Below are 18,610 nucleotides of genomic sequence, written 5' to 3' on the forward strand. Positions count from 1 at the left end.
TATAATCAACCTTGCTGATTTCTTAAAAACTCAATGAACGCTTTCACAACAGACAAATGAAGTGAGTCTGGCTGGTACATGAGCCATGTATCTCTTAAAACAGGCTGTCCATCTTTATACGAAAGACCTTTTACAAATAACTCATCACTTGGTCTGAGGCAAATTTCTGGGACAATGGCATAGCCTAAACCATGCTTCACCATCTCTTTTGATGTATCCTGACGGTCTGTCTCCATCGTGACAAGCGGAGGCATTGTGAAAGTTTCCTGCCACCATCTGTTAATCAGCCGTTTCAATGAACTGTCTGTATGATAGTCAATGAGCGGCAGATTCGGGAGATCCTTTAGCTGGATTTCTGATTTTGAAATGATGCAAAGACGCTCTTTATCGAGCAAAAAACGCTCTCCATTCCAGTCATAATCGCCTCTTAAAATCCCTAAATGCACACTTGATGTTCCTAATAAATCCATTACCTTTGTGCTCCAGCCTGTGTTGACCATAAATTGAACATGTGGATACTGCTTAGAAAATTCTTTTAATATTTCTGGCAGTTTATACTGGGCAAAGTTACTTGAGACCCCTAACCGGATCGTCCCTTTGACCTTTTTTTGCATATTGAGCATGCCATCTTTTGTTTGCTGCAGCTGTTTGAGCATGTCATTTGCATATTTAGCCAAGTATTCGCCCTCTGATGTAAATTCAATTCCTCGTTTTCTTTTAAAGAAAAGCTTCATATCAAACTCCTCTTCAAGCTGTTTCAAACGATAGCTTAGGGCAGGCTGAGAGACAAATAATTTTTCTGCCGCTTTTGTGATGTTCTTTTCTTCATAAAGTACCTTTAAAAACCGCCAATCTTTTTCATCCATTGTTTGTCCTCCTTTTTTACTAATTATAAAATAATTTTATTGATTTCTCTTAAAATAATGTATTTAACTTATTTCTTATTATACTTTACCATTTTGGTTAGATAAACAGTTTATTAAAAATTGAGGGTGAGAGTAATGAGAAAAGTTCCAATCACAATCATGCGAGGCGGTACAAGCAAAGGGGTATTCATTCACGCGAACAATGCACCATATGAACACGATGAGCTCGAAGCATTTCTATTAGACATTATGGGCAGCCCTGATCGGCTGCAGGTCGATGGAATCGGCGGCGGTAATTCTTTAACAAGCAAAGTGGCGATCATCGATAAAGCCACACGCCCGGATGTGGATGTGAACTATACATTTGCACAAGTCAGCATTAATGAGAGATATGTCGACTTTAAAGGAAACTGCGGGAACATCTCATCAGCCGTTGGGCCGTATGCGATCATTAAAGGACTTGTTCAAGCGGTTGAGCCCATTACGACTGTACGTATCCTCAATACCAATACAAATAAAGTCATTACGGCAGAGGTCGAGGTCGAAAATGGAGAAGTAAAATTTGAAGGACAGGCAGAAATTCCAGGCGTAAAAGGAACTGGTTCTCCCATTTATTTATCCTTTGAGAAACCTGAAGGCGCTGTCACAGGTAAAACCTTTCCAACTGGAAACAAAATTGATACGATTCAAACAAAGTTTGGCGAGATTCCAATCTCGATCGTTGACATTGCAAACCCAATTGCCTTTATTCGCGCGAAAGATATTCAATTAAAAGGAACTGAATTGCCTGAAGAGTTTACAGACGAATTACTGGACGATTTAGAAGAAATTCGTTCCCTTGCTGCTGAAATGTGTCATTTTGCACCAAAAGAAATGGCCACATTACAGTCTCCAGCTGTTCCAAAGCTTGCGCTCATTAGTGAGCCTACTGATTATGTAGATACAAATGGAATCTTGAGACGAGCAGAAGATATGGACATTATCGTTCGTATGCTATCGATGCAACGACCGCACCAAGCACTTGCCATTACCGGCTCTGTCTGCGTGACAGCCAGCTGTTTCTTAGATGAAACGCTTCCTTCTCAGCTGTTTCAAGGAAAAGATGACACCCTTCGTATTGGGCATCCTGCTGGTATTATGCAAACTGAAATTGACATCTCTGAAAACAGAGTCAAAGTTATTCGAACCGCAAGAGAAATTCTAGACGGAGTTGTCTTCACAAAACAAGACTATGTGATTCAGCCTCAGATTAAAAGAGAAGCTTAAAGCAGACGAGAACATCGTCTGCTCAGATTGTTGACAAAGGGCTAAAATGATCTTGATTTTAGCCCTTTGTCTTCTTTTCAGCGTGATAGAAAACCTTTGCAGTCTAGGAAGGACGAGCACAGGAGCGGAGCGAATGTGACATTCGTGAGCACCGGAGCGCAGACCTGCGGGCGAATGCGAGGGTTTGTCTACACGCTGAGCAGACGAGAATATCGTCTGCTTTTTTTAATGCTGTAGCGGTGCATCTATATCTCCGGCCGAATGAGCTTTTATCTGCCCTTTCTCATCTTTTAGCTGGAGATGACCGTTGTGGTTGACCCCGCAGCAAATACCCTCTTCCCATGTTTGTTTTTCACGGTCTAACGAAATCCGCAGCGGTTTATGAAGACGATATAACCGTTTGTTGTAGAGGGCAGTGAGTGCTTCAAACCCTTCGTTCTTCCAGCGTGTATGATATTTTTCAAAAGCGGCTGCAAGTTCCTTCACAAGCTGATCGGCATTCACCTCTGTAAGCTCTGATAGGCAAATGGTTTTGTACGGAACATGCTCTGGCTTTGTCTTCACATTGATGCCAACCCCGATATAAATGGCTGTACGGTCCGCTTCAATCAATGTGCCTGATACCTTTGCTTCATTGATGAGAATATCGTTTGGCCATTTAATCGCCAGCTGATCCTCAGCCCTTATGAGAGGTTTAAGTACATCGTAGATCGCTAGTGCCGTCAGCGGAGCAATCGTTGACTGGGTGGAGAGTTCTTCTGGCGGCAAAACTGTCATGGTCACAGCGACATTTCCTGCAGGCGTTTCCCACGGCCTGCCTAGCCTGCCTCTTCCTGCTGTCTGCTGATGTGCATAGACAGCAAATGAGGGTTTTTCTCCTTGTTGAATGAGCCTTTTCGCTTCATTATTTGTACTATCAATGGTGTCATATTGAAAAATCTTCATGTGTTCTCCTTTTGTTTCTTCTTGATATGGTCTTTTTATTATAACAAAATGAAGCTTATACGTTGATGAGGCTGCATACTACCCATTTCGCTGAGCTTGAAATGTCTCTTTTTCTTCCTCTGTAAATGGAACAGGAGCACCTGTTTCTTTATTAATTTGGACCATGGTGACTGAGCCTGTAAAGCATGGTTCCTGCTGCTCGTTTTCTCCTAAATAATGAAGAATAAGTGAGCTTGACCCGACTTTTTCCGGCTTTACATACACACGAAGCCGCTCCCCTATCTCCACCTGTTTGATGTAATCACATTGCAGGTTTGCCACGACTGTAATCGTCTCTTTCACACGTTTCATTCGTTTATCCACAATTCCTGTTTTTTGAAAAAAGGCAATACGTGCTTCTTCAAAATACACAAATGGGGTGACATTGTTCATATGGCCGAACATATCCGTTTCTGAGAAACGGACAGTCGTTTCGACATAAAATCGAAAGGATGCCCTCCACTCTTCAAACGGTTCTTCAATATATGACGGAAGTCTCACTTTATCATCTCCTTATTCATCAATAAACGCCTCTCCCATATTGGAAGAGGCGTTTATTTTGTGTTCCACCCAGCCTCTTGTAAACACTCATCATGATTGGCAAAGAGGACTGAATGTGATGTTATTCTGCGTGATCGCTTCCGAAGAAGTTACGGAAAGCTTGTAATGTTGTATCTCGGTTAAGTGCTGCAATTGACGTTGTCAGCGGGATTCCTTTCGGACAAGCCTGCACACAGTTTTGAGAGTTCCCGCAGTTCGCAAGACCGCCGTCACCCATAATTTCTTCTAGACGGTCAGACTTATTCATCGCACCTGTCGGGTGTGCGTTAAATAGACGTACTTGTGAAAGCGGTGCAGGGCCCATAAAGGAAGACTTATCATTCACGTTTGGACAAGCTTCAAGGCAGACACCACATGTCATGCATTTTGAAAGCTCATACGCCCATTGACGTTTTTTCTCAGGCATTCTTGGTCCAGGTCCAAGATCATATGTGCCATCGATCGGCACCCATGCTTTTACTTTTTTCAAGGAGTTGAACATGCGGCTTCTATCAACCTGCAAGTCTCTCACGACCGGGAATGTCTTCATCGGTTGAAGACGGATCGGCTGATCTAACTTATCAATCAGGGCTGTACATGACTGGCGCGGTTTTCCATTAATGACCATAGAGCAAGCTCCGCACACCTCTTCAAGACAGTTCATATCCCAGTTGATCGCCGTTGTTTTTTCACCTTGTTTATTGACCGGGTTACGTCTAATTTCCATGAGTGCAGAAATGACGTTCATATTTGGGCGGTAAGGGATTTCGAATTCTTCATCATAAGGCTTTCCATCTGCTGTATCTTGACGCGTGATAATGAATTGAATTGTGTTTTTTTCACTCATCTTATTTCTCCACCTTTTTCTTCGAGTAATCTCGTTTACGAGGTGCAATTAACGATACATCGACGTCCTCATAGTGGAATGCAGGCTTTTGATTTTTCCCTTTGAACGTAGCCATCGTTGTTTTAAGGAATTCTTCATCGTTTCTTTCTGGGAATTCCGGTTTATAGTGTGCGCCTCGGCTTTCATTCCGGTTATATGCCCCGATCGTAATGACTCTTGCCAGCTGAAGCATGTTGTCAAGCTGACGCGTGAAGGCAGCGCCTTGGTTGCTCCATGATGCGGTATCGTTGATGTTGATCTTCTTGTAGCGCTCCATTAGTTCTTCGATCTTCTGATCTGTTTTTAAGAGTTTGTCATTGTAACGAACCACTGTAACGTTATCCGTCATCCATTCTCCAAGCTCTTTATGAAGCACGTATGCATTTTCTGTTCCGTCCATGCTGAGGATGTTGTCCCATTTCTCCTGCTCTTTCTTCACAGCGCTGTCAAATGTTGCAGAAGATAGGTCTTCCGCAGATTTCTCAAGACCGCTAATGTACTTCACTGCATTTGGTCCAGCGACCATTCCGCCGTAAATCGCAGAAAGAAGTGAGTTTGCACCAAGTCTGTTTCCGCCGTGCATCGAGTAATCACATTCTCCGGCAGCGAACAGACCTTTGATATTCGTCATTTGATCATAATCGACCCATAATCCGCCCATTGAGTAATGAACAGCTGGGAAGATTTTCATCGGAAGCTTACGCGGGTCATCACCCATGAATTTTTCATAGATTTCAATGATTCCGCCAAGCTTAATATCAAGCTCTTTAGGATCTTTATGAGAAAGATCGAGATATACCATGTTCTCTCCGTTGATGCCAAGCTTTTGCTCGACACATACGTCAAAGATTTCACGCGTTGCGATGTCACGCGGTACAAGGTTACCGTATGCTGGGTATTTTTCTTCAAGGAAGTACCAAGGCTTCCCGTCTTTATATGTCCAAACACGTCCGCCCTCACCACGAGCTGATTCACTCATGAGACGAAGCTTGTCATCTCCTGGAATCGCTGTTGGGTGAATTTGAATGAATTCTCCATTTGCATAATGCGCACCTTGCTGATAAACGATAGATGCAGCAGATCCAGTGTTAATCATGGAGTTCGTTGATTTACCGAACACGATTCCAGGGCCGCCTGTTGCCATGATAACCGCATCTGAACGGAAGGATTGAATTTCCATTGTCGTTAAGTTCTGTGCGACAATCCCGCGGCATACTTCCTCGTCATCTAAAACAGCGCCAAGGAATTCCCAGCCTTCATATTTTGTGACAAGTCCTGCTACTTCATAGCGGCGAACCTGCTCATCCAGTGCGTATAATAGCTGCTGGCCTGTTGTAGCTCCAGCAAACGCTGTACGGTGGTGCTGTGTTCCCCCGAAGCGGCGGAAGTCCAATAATCCCTCTGGTGTTCTATTAAACATAACACCCATACGATCAAGTAAGTGGATAATGGACGGCGCTGCTTCACACATTGCCTTTACTGGCGGCTGGTTGGCTAAGAAATCTCCGCCGTATACCGTGTCATCAAAATGCTCATAAGGTGAATCCCCTTCACCTTTTGTATTGACCGCTCCGTTGATTCCGCCCTGTGCACATACAGAATGCGAACGTTTCACAGGTACGATTGAAAATAGTTGAACAGCTGTTCCCGCTTCTGCTGCTTTAATAGTTGCCATGAGACCAGCTAAGCCGCCTCCGACAACGATGATGCTAGAATTACTCATTGTAGCCCCTCTCCCTCTTCTACTAATCTATTTCCTCTTAAACAAAAGCGAAAATTGCTCTTAGCCCTACATATGAAAGCGCTATAAATATACCTAATGTCACAAATGTGGAGATTCTTTGTGAGCGTGGTGAAACCGTAATTCCCCAGCTGACAGCAAATGACCACAAGCCATTAGCAAAGTGGAAAATAGTAGATAAAACGCCGACAATATAGAAACCTAGCATAAATGGAGAGCTTAAAATATTCGCCATCATGTCGTAGTTGACTTCAGCTCCAAGTTGAGCTTGAATGCGTGTTTCCCATACGTGCCAAGTGATAAAAATCAATGTGATGATACCTGAAACCCTTTGCAGTCTGAACAACCAGTTTCTTAAGTAACTGAAGCGAGACGTGTTGTTTTGTGCCGTAAAGGCTATGTACACCCCATAAACAGCATGATAGATCAGTGGTAAGAAAATCACGAACAGCTCAAGTGCATATCTGAAAGGAAGCTGTTCCATAAAGTGTGCAGCTTTGTTAAACGCTTCTGGTCCATCCGTCGCAAAGTGGTTAATCACTAAGTGCTGTACTAAAAATAGACCGACCGGAATGACGCCAAGCAAAGAATGCAATCTCCGATAAAAAAATTCTTTGTTCCCCGACATTACTTTACCCCCTAGTAAAAAAAGTGCAATTGCTTGAAAATTGTCTTACCCCCGCTTCTTTCAATTGTAAGCACTTTATTCAAATTTATTGACAATTTCATTTTACTCCTATGTCAAAAAAGCGTCAAGAAACCGCGTACATAAATTAAAATTTTCCGAAATTTAAAAGTTTTAAATCAAAATTCGTTTTACTACAATAAGAATTTCTTAGACTTCAGGGAAAACTCTGTCATCATATGCCTACATAAGCTATAATAAATTGTTGAAAGAGGGGAGCCGTACAATGAATAAATTCGAATCTAACTTAGAACAGCTAAAAGAAATTGAAGTCAATGGATTTGCCTACGAGCTGATACGCGAAGTTCTGCTGCCTGATATTCTTGGTCAGGACCATTCATCTATGATGTATTTTGCGGGTAAACTGCTTGCTCGTAAATTTCCTCAAGAGTCATGGGAAAAGATCCCCGAATTTTTCCATGATGCCGGATGGGGGACTCTCACAATGGTCCATTCGAAAAAACAGGAAATTGAGTTTGAGCTCGAAGGTCCACTAGTATCCAATCGACTCACCTATCAAAAGGAGCCATGCTTTCAGATGGAAGCGGGTTTTATTGCTGAACAAATTCAGCTTCTAAATGAGCACGTGGCTGAATCCTATGAACAAGTGAAAAAGCGTGCTGAGAAAGTCATTTTAACCGTTAAATGGGATTTAAGAGACCCTAGCTAATCCTCTTGATAAAAGGGCGCGGACTTCAGGTCACGCCTTTTTTATATGTCTACATCTATCATAGCATACTTAATGAATGGGTTTACGTCCGTTTCAGCCGATTCCATATAGAAAAAAGAGGCGATCCTCTTTCATGAGGTCACCTCTTTACCTTTTTAAGAGTGAGCAGCTGCGCTCACCTTTGATAAATCAAACGCATCATGCAGCGCTTCTACCGCTTTGACCATATCATCACGGCCGACCACCGTTGAGACTTTGATTTCAGACGTACTGACCATTTTCACTTGAATGTCTTTTTGCGCTAACACAGCGAACATTTCAGCAGCTACGCCTGGATTTGAGACCATTCCAGATCCCACAATGGATACTTTCGCTAATTTGCTTTCTGTCTCAATCTGCTCGTAGCCAAGCGCCCCTTTATATTCTTCTAATACTTCAACTGTTTTGGACAAATCATCCGTTTTAACAGAGAAAGAGATCGACGTCTGATTGGTGCTTGTGACAGACTGAATGATGATATCAACATTGATATTCTGTTTCGCAAGCGTCGTAAAAATGGTCGATAATGTTGTGAGACCGCTTGAAAGCCCGCACACTGTCACACGTGTAATCTGATCTTCAAACGCAATGCCTCTGACGACTAAATTTTGTTCCATGGATGATTCCTCCTCAATTAACGTACCCGATTCATTTTCAATACTAGAACGGACTTCTAGCGGGACTTGATAATTTTTCGCAAATTCAACAGCTCTTGGATGCAGGACACCAGCTCCTAAATTAGCCAGCTCAAGCATCTCATCGTATGAAATACCTGCAAGTTTCCGCGCAGATGGTACATAACGCGGATCTGTCGTAAACACCCCTGGTACATCTGTGTAAATATCACATTTATCAGCTTTTAGTGCGGCAGCCAGTGCCACAGCAGTTGTATCTGATCCTCCGCGTCCAAGTGTTGTGATATGTAAGTCATCTGCAATTCCTTGGAAGCCTGCCACAACAACGACTTTCCCCGCACTTAATTCCTCTTTTATTCTTGCTTCATCAATGTCCACGATTCTTGCATTTCCGTGTACATGCTCTGTTTTCATACCAGCCTGCCAGCCTGTGAAGGAAATGGCATCATAGCCTCTTGCTTGGAGCGCCATCGCTAATAATGAAATGGTCACCTGTTCACCAGTTGCGAGCAGCATATCCATTTCTCTTTTGCTTGGATCGTCTGTAAGTTCTTTTGCTAGGTCTACTAGAACATCTGTTGATTTACCCATCGCTGATACAACCACAACCACATCATGTCCTGCCTCGCGTTCAGCGATCACTCTCTCTGCGGCATTGCGAATTTTTTCTGTTGACCCAACGGAAGTTCCGCCAAATTTTTGTACAATTAGTCCCATGTCTACCACCCTTTTTCAAAAGTTCACGTGTGAGAGAAGAGGCTGCTTTGGAGACTGTCCGCTCACTGCAAATAAAAAAGCAATGAGAGAACAAATCTCCCATTGCTTTAAAATCATCATTAAACGATGCAAACAATGAGATAGCCCTCCAAGAAATGAATTCTTGACAGCCCTACATTTCTTCAATGTACAGCCAGCGAATAAAATGAGTGGATTTTATTCACTTCGGCGACGCTCCCCTTTCAGCCCTCTTCTTAGATCCCATCGATCTCCGAAGGCTTACTCTTGAAGTTCGCACCTCTATCTTCAACAAACAACACGTTCATTTATTAAATTAGTCACATCTTAACAGACATTTGGAAAAAGTACAATCTATTTTTTTAATGCTTCCATTAAAAGTTCAGCCGTCTGTTTTGGAATGCCCGCCTCCTGAAAGTCTTGGATAGAGGCTTCTTTCATCTTTTTCACAGAGCCAAAATGTTTGAGGAGCTGCTTTTTACGCTTCTCTCCGATACCTGGTACATCGTCTAAAATAGACTGGAATGCATTTTTTCCGCGCAGCTGCCGGTGAAAGCTAATGGCGAACCGGTGCACTTCATCTTGAATGCGCTGCAATAAGTAAAAAGCTTGGCTATTTCGCTCTAGCGCAACAATTTCAAGTGTATCTCCCATCATGAGATTTGAAGTCCGGTGTTTTTCATCTTTTACAAGACCTGCGACTGGGACAGACAGATTCAATTCATTTTCAAGCACATCGATGGCTGCGTTGATCTGTCCTTTTCCTCCGTCAATTAAAATTAAATCTGGCAGCGGCAGTTCATCCTTTAACACGCGGGTATATCGTCTTCTAATGACTTCACGCATGGATGCATAATCATCTGGTCCTGAGACGGTTTTAATTTTGTATTTTCGGTATTCCTTTTTATATGGCTTCCCGTCCTGAAAGACAACCATTGCAGAAACCGGGTCTGCTCCTTGAATATTGGAGTTATCAAACGCCTCAATTCTGTACGGCATATAAATATTAAGCGCATCCCCAAGCTGCTTCACCGCACCAATTGTCCGCTCTTCATCACGCTCAATGAGCGAAAACTTTTCTTTTAAGGCGATTTTGGCATTTTGATGCGCAAGTAAAAGCAGATCCTTTTTCTTTCCTTTTTTCGGCTGGTGAACGTTTGTCTCAAGTAATTGCTCAATCATCTCTTGATCGACACTGTCCGGTACCAAAATTTCCTTCGGCAGAAAATGGTTGTTCTTTTCATAAAATTGCCCCATAAACGTAAGGAACTCCTCTTCAGGGTCCTGATACATAGGAAACAGGCTGACATCACGTTCAATCAATTTCCCCTGTCTGATGAAGAAAACTTGGACACACATCCAGCCTTTATCATAGGCATAGGCGAAGACATCTCGATCTGATAAATCACTCATCGTCATTTTCTGTTTTTCCATCGTTGAGTCGATATAAGCGATTTGGTCTCTCAGTTCTTTTGCCCGTTCAAACTCTAAATTTTCAGCAGCTTCCTGCATCTTTTCGGTCAGTTCTTTTTTGATTTGCTGATGTCCTCCGTTTAGAAACCTTGTGATTTCGTCCACGAGCTGCTTATTCGTTTCCTCGGAAATGTCATACACACATGGTGCAAGACATTGCCCAAGATGATAATAAAGGCAGACGCGGTCAGGAAGGGTGGCGCATTTTCTCAGTGGATATAAGCGGTCGAGCAGCTTTTTCGTTTCTCGTGCTGCTTGTACGTTTGGGTATGGACCGAAATATTTCCCTTTGTCCTTTTTTACATTGCGGGTGACGATCAGCTTAGGGTGGCGTTCATTCGTAATTTTTATAAATGGATACGTCTTGTCATCCTTGAGCATGACATTGTATTTTGGGTCATATTTTTTGATTAAATTCAGCTCTAAAATGAGCGCTTCGATATTAGAAGAGGTGACAATGTATTCAAAGTCTTCAATTTCACTGACAAGCCGCTGCGTTTTGGCGTCATGTGATCCAGTGAAATAAGAGCGCACCCTGTTTTTTAACACTTTTGCCTTTCCCACGTAAATGATCGTATTTTGTCTATCTTTCATTAAGTAACAGCCTGGTTGATCCGGCAGGACTGACAGTTTTTCTTTGATTAGTTTGTTCATATTTTCATCCGTCCTTGTTTTCCTCTTTCACTCCTTCTAGTGTATCACGAACATTTGTTTTATACCATGTTGAAAGAAAAGCGGCTCTCGTCTTTACGAGAACCGCTTCAATGATTATGCCGCTTGGACATAGATCGGTTTATAGATGTTTGTTGACAAGTTCAGCAAGTGCTTCTTTTGGTTTGAAACCAACAGAAGTTTCTACAACTTCACCGTCTTTTAAAACAAGAAGTGTTGGGATACTCATAACGCCGTATTTACCAGCAGTTTCTTGGTTATCGTCTACATCAATTTTTACAATTTTCATTTTGTCGCCCATTTCTTGATCAAGTTCTTCAAGAACTGGAGCAATCATTTTACAAGGTCCACACCATGGTGCCCAAAAGTCTGCAAGAACAACACCTTCTGCAGTTTCTTGTGAAAATGTTGCGTCAGTAGCTTTTACGATTGCCATTATTCATTCCTCCAATGTAAATTATGCTTTTTAGTATAGCATCTACCAATGTGACTTGCGAATGAAATGCTTACGAATCATTTTTTAGGAAATGAATTAAAAAACAAACCGTATAATCGCACCAATAACAACAATCGCACCGATGATCATTAGAATGGTTCTAAGCATATGACATGACACCCTTTCCACTTCATTTACAATGTATGATGCCCCAACATTCTTCTCATCAAACATTGAAATATGCAATCAAGCGAGGTCGACAGTTATCATGACTACTGACATTGGCGGCAGCTCTACCGTTAATTCCCCGGGATTTACAGTCATTTGCTGAAAGTCTTTTGGCTGAACAGAATGAGGATCATCAAATGTATTATGCGCATTCATGCGATCAGCCGTCAGCACACGTCCAGTGACTTTCGTTTGTGCATCAACCCCTTCAATGGCAAGGGATACCTCTTTTTGTTCATGCGGATTCAGGTGACAGTAGCTAATATGCATCTTCCCTGATGAACGTGAGGCTGACACACTGACCTGAGGAATTTTTTCACCTTTTCGTTCATACGGCGGTGAAACGAACTCCACTTCAAGCGCTTCTTCCTCTTGATGCACTTGAAACATGTGAAACACATGATACGTAGGCGTCAGAAGCATCTTTTCGTCCTTTGTTAATACCATCGCTTGCAGCACATTGACCGTCTGAGCGATATTTGCCATATGAATCCTCTGACAATGGCGATGAAAAATATGAAAATGGAGGGCGGATACAAGGGCATCTCTTAGTGTGTTTTGCTGATATAAAAACCCAGGATTTGTCCCTGGCTCTGGGTCATACCATGTCCCCCATTCATCAATAATCATCCCAATTCGCTTGTCTGGGTCATAACGATCCATGATTTCTCCATGGTCCTCGACAAGCCGTTCCATCTCATAGGCTTTTTTCAGCGTGATAAACCATTCATCCTCGTCGAATTCAGTCGCTGATCCTTTCTTCTCCCATGTACCAGGTACGGTGTAATAATGTAAACTGAGCCCATCCATCCACGGTGCAGCCCGCTCCATCAATACTTTCGTCCAATTCACGTCATTAGAGTTCGCGCCGCAGGCGATTTTATAAATACGCTGCCCGGCAAATTCTCTTACGTACGTTTGATAGCGTTTATATAAATCTGCATAGTATTCAGGCGTCATATTCCCGCCGCAGCCCCAGCTTTCATTGCCTACACCAACATAGGTCAGCTGCCAAGGTTCTTGTTTTCCATTTTGAATGCGCCAGTCGGACATAGGTGTCCCTTTTGGAAATGTCATGTATTCGACCCAATCGGCTAATTCTTGAACAGACCCGCTTCCCACATTGCCGCAAATGTATGGCTCACATTCAAGCAGCTCACACAATGCCATGAATTCATGCGTACCAAATGCATTGGATTCAACTGTACCACCCCAATGGGTATTGACCATCGGCTTTCGTTCACTGAGATCACCTACACCATTTGCCCAGTGATACTCGTCTGCGAAACAGCCCCCCGGCCACCTCAGCACCGGAATATGTAATGCTTGAAGCGCCTTCAGCACATCGGTACGAATCCCGTCAATATGGTCAATCTCTGAGTCTTTTCCTACCCAAATCCCGTCATAAATCCCTCTTCCTAAATGCTCTTGAAAGTGCCCATAAATGTGTTTAGAAATGCGTCCGATCACGTCATTGACTTTTACTGTCCCCTTCACTTGTCAACCGCTCCTTTTCTTCTTGATTACATACAAAAAAACCCAGAATACCTAGGGATTCTGAGTGTATGAGCGTTACGAGTGGATATTCATCTTTTTTAACTCTTCATTTAAAAGCGGTACCACTTCAAACAAGTCACCGACGATTCCGTAATCGGCGATTTTGAAGATTTCTGCTTCTGGGTCTTTGTTGATAGCTACAATGACTTTACTGTTAGACATTCCCGCTAAATGCTGAATCGCTCCTGATATCCCGCATGCAATATAAAGGTCGGGTGTGACGACTTTTCCCGTTTGACCAATTTGCAGGGCATAATCACAATAGTCAGCGTCACAAGCTCCGCGCGAGGCTCCGACTGCTGCCCCGAGCGTCTCAGCGAGTTCATTCAGCGGTTCAAAGCCTTCCTTGCTCTTAACCCCGCGCCCTCCGGCAACAATGACCTTTGCTTCCGATAAATCTACACCTTCTGACGTTTTTTTAATGACTTCCTTCACGATCGTCCGAAGGTTTTGAATATCGACTGAAACTGGTGTGACTTCTCCGCCTCGTGACGTATCCCGCTCAAATGGCGCCACGTTGTTTGGCCGGATGGTCGCTAGTAACAGGCGGTCTGTGGAAATGACTTTTTCGAAGGCTTTTCCAGAGTAAATCGGTCTAGTGAAAACAAGATGTTCGCCGGTAACGCTTACATCGATCGCATCTGAAATCAAGCCAGTCTGGAGACGTGCGGCTATTTTCGGTGACAAGTCTTTTCCAATAGACGTATGGCCAAAGAGCACAGCATCTGGATCGACCTGATCTAATATGGCTTGAAGCGCCTGCGCAAAACCATCTGACGTATAATATGAAAGGTGCGGATGCTCCACAATCATGACATGATCCGCTCCATAGTAAAGCAGTTCATCCGCTAGGCTTTTGACGTCATCCCCTATTAACACGCCAATGACCTCACCGCCATCTGCCACTTTGTGAGCGGCAGCAATGGCTTCAAATGTCACATTTCTTAATTTACCGTCACGACTTTCTCCAAGTACAACAACTTTTTTACTCATCTTCAAGCTCCCCCTTGTTCTCGTGATATCGTAAAGTGGATGTTTAGATGACTTTTGCTTCATTTCTGAGTAGATCTGTCAGTTCTTTGACTTGATCCTGAAGCTCGCCGCTCAGCACCTTGCCACCCTCTTTTTTCTCCGGTAAGAAACGTTCAATTGTTTTGATTTTATATGGTACATCGTCTTCGTCCAGATCTAAATCATCAAGTTCCAATTCTTCTAAAGGCTTTTTCTTTGCCTTCATAATGCCTGGTAATGATGGATAGCGAGGCTCATTGAGTCCTTGCTGAGCTGTGACGACTAGCGGTAGTTCGGTAGAAATGACTTCCACATCACCCTCTACATCTCGTTCAATCGACGCAGAGCCGCCATCAATTTGAATGCTTGTTATCGTTGTCACATATGAAAAGCCGAGTAATTCAGCAAGACGCGGGGCTACCTGTCCAGAGCCGCCGTCAATTGCTACATTCCCTGCTAAGATCAAGGAAGCCTCTTTGTCTTTTAAATAGTGATAAAGAATGGTAGAAGCTGAATATTGGTCCCACTCTTCTAAGTCATCTTCCACGTTTAATAAGACGGCCCTGTCACAGCCCATTGCAAGCGCTGTTCTCAGCTGTTTCTCCGCATCCTCACCGCCTACTGTCACAACGGTCACTTCTCCCCCGTGCTCATCGCGAAGCTGAATGGCTTCTTCAATGGCATACTCGTCATAAGGATTAATAATGAACTCTGCTCCATCTTCTTGAATTGCACCAGACTGAATAGAAATTTTCTCTTCCGTGTCAAACGTACGCTTCATCAAAACAAATATATTCATTTATTTCTCCCCCTTGTGTCGTACTTATCCCTTATTCCCCTTTAAAGTTCGGTTTGCGCTTTTCGATAAAGGCCTGGATGCCTTCTTTGGCGTCATTTGATTGGAAAACCTCACCAAACTTTTTGGCTTCCAGCTTCATTCCGCCGTCATATGAATACAATTTTGTTGCGTTCAATAAATCAAGCACATATTCAAGTGATTTTGGGCTTTTCGCTGCAAATTTCCCCGCAAGTGTTTTAGCCGCTTCGAGCGCTTCTTCCTCTGTTTCTGCCAGTTTTGTAACAAGTCCGCAGGCAAATGCTTCTTCACCTGTAATCGGTTCAGCTGTTCCCATCATTTCAAGCGCTTTAGCAGAACCAACGTAGCGCGGGAGGCGCTGCGTGCCGCCGAATCCTGGAATAATGCCGAGGTTTAGTTCTGGAAGTCCAAGCTTCGCATCTTTTGTTGCGATTCGGATATCACAAGACATGGCAAGCTCAAGGCCTCCGCCTAATGCTGCCCCGTGAATCGAGGCAATGACTGGTTTTGGACATTGTTCAATCCGTTCAAAAACTTGCTGTCCTCTATCTGCGAGGCTTGCATAATCAGACTCTTCCTGTAAAGTGGTAAATTCTTTAATATCAGCACCTGCTGAGAAGAATCTGCCTTCTCCGTGAATCACAATCGCTCTTACTTCTTCATTCTGTTCCAGCTCATCGAACATGTCATTAAGCTCAGTGAGCAGCTGAGAGGATAAGGCATTTGCAGGTGGGTTCTGAATCGTGATGAGCGCTGTCTGTCCTTCATGATGTAAGCTGAGTATCTTTTCCATGTCAATCATCCTTTTTCACATTGTCTTTAGGATTGATGTATTCCGCTTAACAGCAGATCATGTACATTTTCTGCGAGTGCAGGCAGATCATACTTTTGATCATTCATGACCCATGTTGTTGCGGTTTCATCAATCGTCCCAAATACCATTTGTCTCGCTAAGCGGACATCTAAATTTTGTCTGAATTCTCCTGTTTTCTTTCCTTCTGTTAAAATTGACTCGAGCATATTTAAATACCCTTTTAGCACTTCATTGATTTTTTGCCGCAGCTCAAGGTTTGACTGCCTGAGTTCAAGCTGTGTCACAAGAGCCAAATGATGATTTTGCGCCAGCATGCGAAAATGCTCCTCAATCAACAGTAGAAGCTTTTCTTTGGCAGACGGCTTCTTTTGAATATCTGTTTCCATCCGTTCGATGAATTGTCCCATTTTTTCTTTGAACAATGAGATGAGAATATCCTCTTTGTTTTTGAAATAAAGATAAATGGTTCCGTCTGCGACCCCTGCTTGTTTCGCAATCTTTGAAACTTGTGATTGATGATAGCCATTCTCTGCAATCACCACAACTGCTGCATCAATAATTTGCATGTACTTCGGTCTTTTCTGCTTCAATGTGCTTCGTCCCTTTCTAAATTGAATGAGCATTCATTCATAACTTTATGTTAAAAAGAAACGGGTGATTTGTCAAGAGATCTTCTTCTTTCTTTTCAACCTTTATCATACCAGAGCAGGCTGTTATCATTCAAATCATCCGGCCGCTCGACCGGATGATAAAGGTCGTTATTTCTTTAACTGATCAACAGCTGTTTCAGATGATGAAGCGTGCTTTCTTTTTTCTTCTTCAATTAAAACTCTGCGCAAAATTTTTCCGACGGCCGTTTTAGGCAGTGACTCTTTAAATTCATACACGCGCGGTACTTTAAATGAAGCAATTCTCGTTCTCACAAAGCGATCGAGTTCATCCTCTGTTAAATAAGCATCCTTTTTCGGCACAACAAATGCTTTTACTGTTTCTCCTCTATAAGGGTCTGGTATACCTGCGACAACAACTTCTTGGACAAGCTCATGCTCATAAAGGGCTTCTTCGACCTCTCTTGGGTAAATATTATAACCGCTCGCAATAATGACATCCTTTTTCCGGTCAACGATATAGAAAAAACCGTCCTCATCCATATACCCAATATCTCCGGTGAAAAACCATCCATCCCTTAATACAGCTGCTGTCTCCTCTGGCTGATTCCAATATCCTTTCATAACCTGCGGTCCTTTGACGATAATTTCTCCGTGCTCATATGGCTCTTTGAGGCCACCCGTTTCCTCACAATAAATACCTGCGTCTGTACCAGGCCACGGACAGCCAATGCTGCCTGTTTTGTTCGCTCCCCATAAAAAGTTAGAATGGGTCACTGGTGAGGTTTCGGATAGACCATACCCCTCCACTAAACGCCCTCCTGTTAATTTTTCGAAGTTCTGTTTGACTTCAACAGGAAGAGCCGCCGAGCCGCTTAAACATGCAGTGATGGACGACAGGTCATACTTTTCAATGTTCGGATGATGCAGCAAGGCGATATACATGGTTGGTGCACCTGGAAAGAGTGTCGGTTTCTGTTTTTCAATCGTTTTGAGGGTATCAGCTGCGTCAAATCGAGGAAGGAGAATCATTGAATGCCCTTCTTTGACAGCAAGATTTAATACGGTCGTCATTCCGTATACATGAAAAAACGGAATAATGCCGAGGATTCGTTCTTTTCCTCTTGTCGTTTTATACATCCAAGAAGCGCACATTTCAGTATTCGCTAAAATGTTTTCATGCGTAAGCATGACCCCTTTTGGTAAACCGGTCGTTCCACCTGTATATTGCAAAACAGCGACATCCTCTTTCGGTTCAATGGCAAGCTGCGGGATTTGTTCTCCTGATGATTCTTTCATGATTTGTGAGAAGTGATGAATGCTATCACTTTTCTCGACTTGGATGACCATTTTATTTTTTCTTTTTTGGACGATAGGAAACAGAATGTTTTTTGGAAATGGTAAATAATCCTGTAGTTTGGTGATGATCAAGTGTTCCACACTTGTCAGCGCTTTCATTTTATAGGCCTTTGGATACAATAAATCCAATGTAATCAGCACTTTAGAGCCGCTGTCCTCCATTTGATATGCCAGTTCTTTCTCCGTATAAAGCGGGTTCGTTTGAACAACGATGCCGCCTGCAATTAAAACAGCATAATAAGAAATGACCGATTGAGGACAGTTTGGCAGCATGATCGCTACTCTGTCGCCTTTTTTCACGCCAATTTCCATCAGGTGACCAGCTAGTTTCAATGCGTCTTCTTGGAGCTGTTCATAGGTGATGTTTTTTCCTAGAAAATGAATGGCTGTATGCTCAGGTGCAGCCTCTGCGGAGCTGAATAAGTAAGATTGTAACGTCTCATTTGGGATGGTGAGTTCGTGGGGAATTTGATTCGGGTAATGCAGAAGCCAACGTTTATCTGACTGCATAAAAACCCTCCTTCCTGAACTTTCGTACTATTTTATTATAGCAAACTTTTCCTTAAGGCAGTTTGCTTTTTTCAAATA

Annotated in this window: 17 protein-coding genes and 1 riboswitch; of the genes, 2 read left to right on the forward strand and 15 right to left on the reverse strand. The window is 43.0% G+C overall.

Annotation, left to right across the window (positions count from 1 at the left end; translation table 11 throughout):
* Window positions 1–5: 5 nt before the first annotated feature.
* Window positions 6–866, reverse strand: coding sequence for a LysR family transcriptional regulator (locus QR42_RS12605; protein WP_024423208.1), 861 nt, complete (start codon window positions 864–866; stop codon window positions 6–8).
* A gap of 135 nt (window positions 867–1,001) precedes the next feature.
* On the opposite strand from QR42_RS12605, the gene QR42_RS12610 reads away from it, so the two are divergent.
* Window positions 1,002–2,132, forward strand: a complete 1,131-nt coding sequence (locus tag QR42_RS12610; RefSeq protein WP_039180474.1) for a 2-methylaconitate cis-trans isomerase PrpF family protein — start codon at window positions 1,002–1,004, stop codon at window positions 2,130–2,132.
* Between the two features lie 225 nt (window positions 2,133–2,357).
* On the opposite strand, the gene QR42_RS12615 is transcribed toward QR42_RS12610, so the two are convergent.
* From QR42_RS12615 to QR42_RS12635, 5 genes are all read right to left on the reverse strand, one after another.
* The gene (locus QR42_RS12615; protein WP_039180477.1) at window positions 2,358–3,077 is read right to left on the reverse strand and encodes a biotin--[acetyl-CoA-carboxylase] ligase; all 720 of its coding nucleotides are present in this window, start codon (window positions 3,075–3,077) and stop codon (window positions 2,358–2,360) included.
* A gap of 78 nt (window positions 3,078–3,155) precedes the next feature.
* On the reverse strand, window positions 3,156–3,617 hold the full coding sequence (locus tag QR42_RS12620) for an acyl-CoA thioesterase (protein ID WP_039180479.1): 462 nt from the start codon (window positions 3,615–3,617) through the stop codon (window positions 3,156–3,158).
* Window positions 3,618–3,738: 121 nt separating this feature from the next.
* Window positions 3,739–4,503, reverse strand: coding sequence for a succinate dehydrogenase iron-sulfur subunit (gene sdhB, locus QR42_RS12625; protein WP_034279749.1), 765 nt, complete (start codon window positions 4,501–4,503; stop codon window positions 3,739–3,741).
* A 1-nt stretch (window position 4,504) separates the two neighbouring features.
* On the reverse strand, window positions 4,505–6,265 hold the full coding sequence (gene sdhA / locus QR42_RS12630) for a succinate dehydrogenase flavoprotein subunit (RefSeq protein ID WP_039180483.1): 1,761 nt from the start codon (window positions 6,263–6,265) through the stop codon (window positions 4,505–4,507).
* A 37-nt stretch (window positions 6,266–6,302) separates the two neighbouring features.
* Window positions 6,303–6,911, reverse strand: coding sequence for a succinate dehydrogenase cytochrome b558 subunit (locus QR42_RS12635; RefSeq protein ID WP_039180486.1), 609 nt, complete (start codon window positions 6,909–6,911; stop codon window positions 6,303–6,305).
* 283 nt (window positions 6,912–7,194) lie between these two features.
* Between QR42_RS12635 and QR42_RS12640 the strand changes: the two genes are divergently transcribed.
* Entirely contained in the window at window positions 7,195–7,638 is a 444-nt protein-coding gene (locus QR42_RS12640) for a YslB family protein (protein ID WP_024423214.1), read from the forward strand.
* A gap of 155 nt (window positions 7,639–7,793) precedes the next feature.
* Here QR42_RS12640 and QR42_RS12645 read toward each other — a convergent pair whose 3' ends face one another.
* The 9 genes from QR42_RS12645 to QR42_RS12685 form a co-directional block, all read right to left on the reverse strand.
* A complete protein-coding gene (locus tag QR42_RS12645) occupies window positions 7,794–9,029 on the reverse strand; it encodes an aspartate kinase (RefSeq protein WP_039180488.1) in 1,236 nt (411 codons plus the stop codon).
* A gap of 133 nt (window positions 9,030–9,162) precedes the next feature.
* Window positions 9,163–9,340: riboswitch (Lysine riboswitch) on the reverse strand.
* A 61-nt stretch (window positions 9,341–9,401) separates the two neighbouring features.
* The gene (gene uvrC, locus QR42_RS12650; RefSeq protein ID WP_024423216.1) at window positions 9,402–11,174 is read right to left on the reverse strand and encodes an excinuclease ABC subunit UvrC; all 1,773 of its coding nucleotides are present in this window, start codon (window positions 11,172–11,174) and stop codon (window positions 9,402–9,404) included.
* A gap of 139 nt (window positions 11,175–11,313) precedes the next feature.
* A complete protein-coding gene (gene trxA, locus QR42_RS12655) occupies window positions 11,314–11,628 on the reverse strand; it encodes a thioredoxin (RefSeq protein ID WP_007501629.1) in 315 nt (104 codons plus the stop codon).
* 246 nt (window positions 11,629–11,874) lie between these two features.
* A complete protein-coding gene (locus tag QR42_RS12660; RefSeq protein WP_039180490.1) occupies window positions 11,875–13,353 on the reverse strand; it encodes an alpha-N-arabinofuranosidase in 1,479 nt (492 codons plus the stop codon).
* 75 nt (window positions 13,354–13,428) lie between these two features.
* Entirely contained in the window at window positions 13,429–14,406 is a 978-nt protein-coding gene (locus tag QR42_RS12665; RefSeq protein WP_039180492.1) for an electron transfer flavoprotein subunit alpha/FixB family protein, read from the reverse strand.
* A gap of 43 nt (window positions 14,407–14,449) precedes the next feature.
* Window positions 14,450–15,223, reverse strand: a complete 774-nt coding sequence (locus tag QR42_RS12670) for an electron transfer flavoprotein subunit beta/FixA family protein (RefSeq protein ID WP_039180495.1) — start codon at window positions 15,221–15,223, stop codon at window positions 14,450–14,452.
* A 31-nt stretch (window positions 15,224–15,254) separates the two neighbouring features.
* Window positions 15,255–16,034 (reverse strand): enoyl-CoA hydratase, encoded by a 780-nt coding sequence (locus tag QR42_RS12675; RefSeq protein ID WP_039180497.1) that lies wholly within the window; start codon window positions 16,032–16,034, stop codon window positions 15,255–15,257.
* A 26-nt stretch (window positions 16,035–16,060) separates the two neighbouring features.
* Complete coding sequence (locus QR42_RS12680) at window positions 16,061–16,645, reverse strand: fatty acid metabolism transcriptional regulator FadR (RefSeq protein ID WP_039180499.1); 585 nt, start codon at window positions 16,643–16,645, stop codon at window positions 16,061–16,063.
* A gap of 168 nt (window positions 16,646–16,813) precedes the next feature.
* The gene (locus QR42_RS12685; RefSeq protein ID WP_039180502.1) at window positions 16,814–18,532 is read right to left on the reverse strand and encodes an AMP-binding protein; all 1,719 of its coding nucleotides are present in this window, start codon (window positions 18,530–18,532) and stop codon (window positions 16,814–16,816) included.
* Between the last annotated feature and the right edge of the window lie 78 nt (window positions 18,533–18,610).

The sequence above is a fragment of the Bacillus sp. WP8 genome (assembly GCF_000800825.1).
Lineage (GTDB): Bacteria > Bacillota > Bacilli > Bacillales > Bacillaceae > Bacillus > Bacillus safensis.

What these genes read in the sequence shown, in the direction of transcription:
- uvrC (WP_024423216.1), bottom strand. Translation starts at nt 11,174, where the DNA reads ATGAACAAACTAATCAAAGAAAAACTGTCAGTCCTGCCGGATCAACCA.
- QR42_RS12640 (WP_024423214.1), top strand. Translation starts at nt 7,195, where the DNA reads ATGAATAAATTCGAATCTAACTTAGAACAGCTAAAAGAAATTGAAGTC.
- QR42_RS12670 (WP_039180495.1), bottom strand. Translation starts at nt 15,223, where the DNA reads ATGAATATATTTGTTTTGATGAAGCGTACGTTTGACACGGAAGAGAAA.
- QR42_RS12610 (WP_039180474.1), top strand. Translation starts at nt 1,002, where the DNA reads ATGAGAAAAGTTCCAATCACAATCATGCGAGGCGGTACAAGCAAAGGG.
- QR42_RS12635 (WP_039180486.1), bottom strand. Translation starts at nt 6,911, where the DNA reads ATGTCGGGGAACAAAGAATTTTTTTATCGGAGATTGCATTCTTTGCTT.
- sdhB (WP_034279749.1), bottom strand. Translation starts at nt 4,503, where the DNA reads ATGAGTGAAAAAAACACAATTCAATTCATTATCACGCGTCAAGATACA.
- QR42_RS12665 (WP_039180492.1), bottom strand. Translation starts at nt 14,406, where the DNA reads ATGAGTAAAAAAGTTGTTGTACTTGGAGAAAGTCGTGACGGTAAATTA.
- QR42_RS12685 (WP_039180502.1), bottom strand. Translation starts at nt 18,532, where the DNA reads ATGCAGTCAGATAAACGTTGGCTTCTGCATTACCCGAATCAAATTCCC.
- trxA (WP_007501629.1), bottom strand. Translation starts at nt 11,628, where the DNA reads ATGGCAATCGTAAAAGCTACTGACGCAACATTTTCACAAGAAACTGCA.
- sdhA (WP_039180483.1), bottom strand. Translation starts at nt 6,265, where the DNA reads ATGAGTAATTCTAGCATCATCGTTGTCGGAGGCGGCTTAGCTGGTCTC.
- QR42_RS12615 (WP_039180477.1), bottom strand. Translation starts at nt 3,077, where the DNA reads ATGAAGATTTTTCAATATGACACCATTGATAGTACAAATAATGAAGCG.
- QR42_RS12605 (WP_024423208.1), bottom strand. Translation starts at nt 866, where the DNA reads ATGGATGAAAAAGATTGGCGGTTTTTAAAGGTACTTTATGAAGAAAAG.
- QR42_RS12675 (WP_039180497.1), bottom strand. Translation starts at nt 16,034, where the DNA reads ATGGAAAAGATACTCAGCTTACATCATGAAGGACAGACAGCGCTCATC.
- QR42_RS12645 (WP_039180488.1), bottom strand. Translation starts at nt 9,029, where the DNA reads ATGGGACTAATTGTACAAAAATTTGGCGGAACTTCCGTTGGGTCAACA.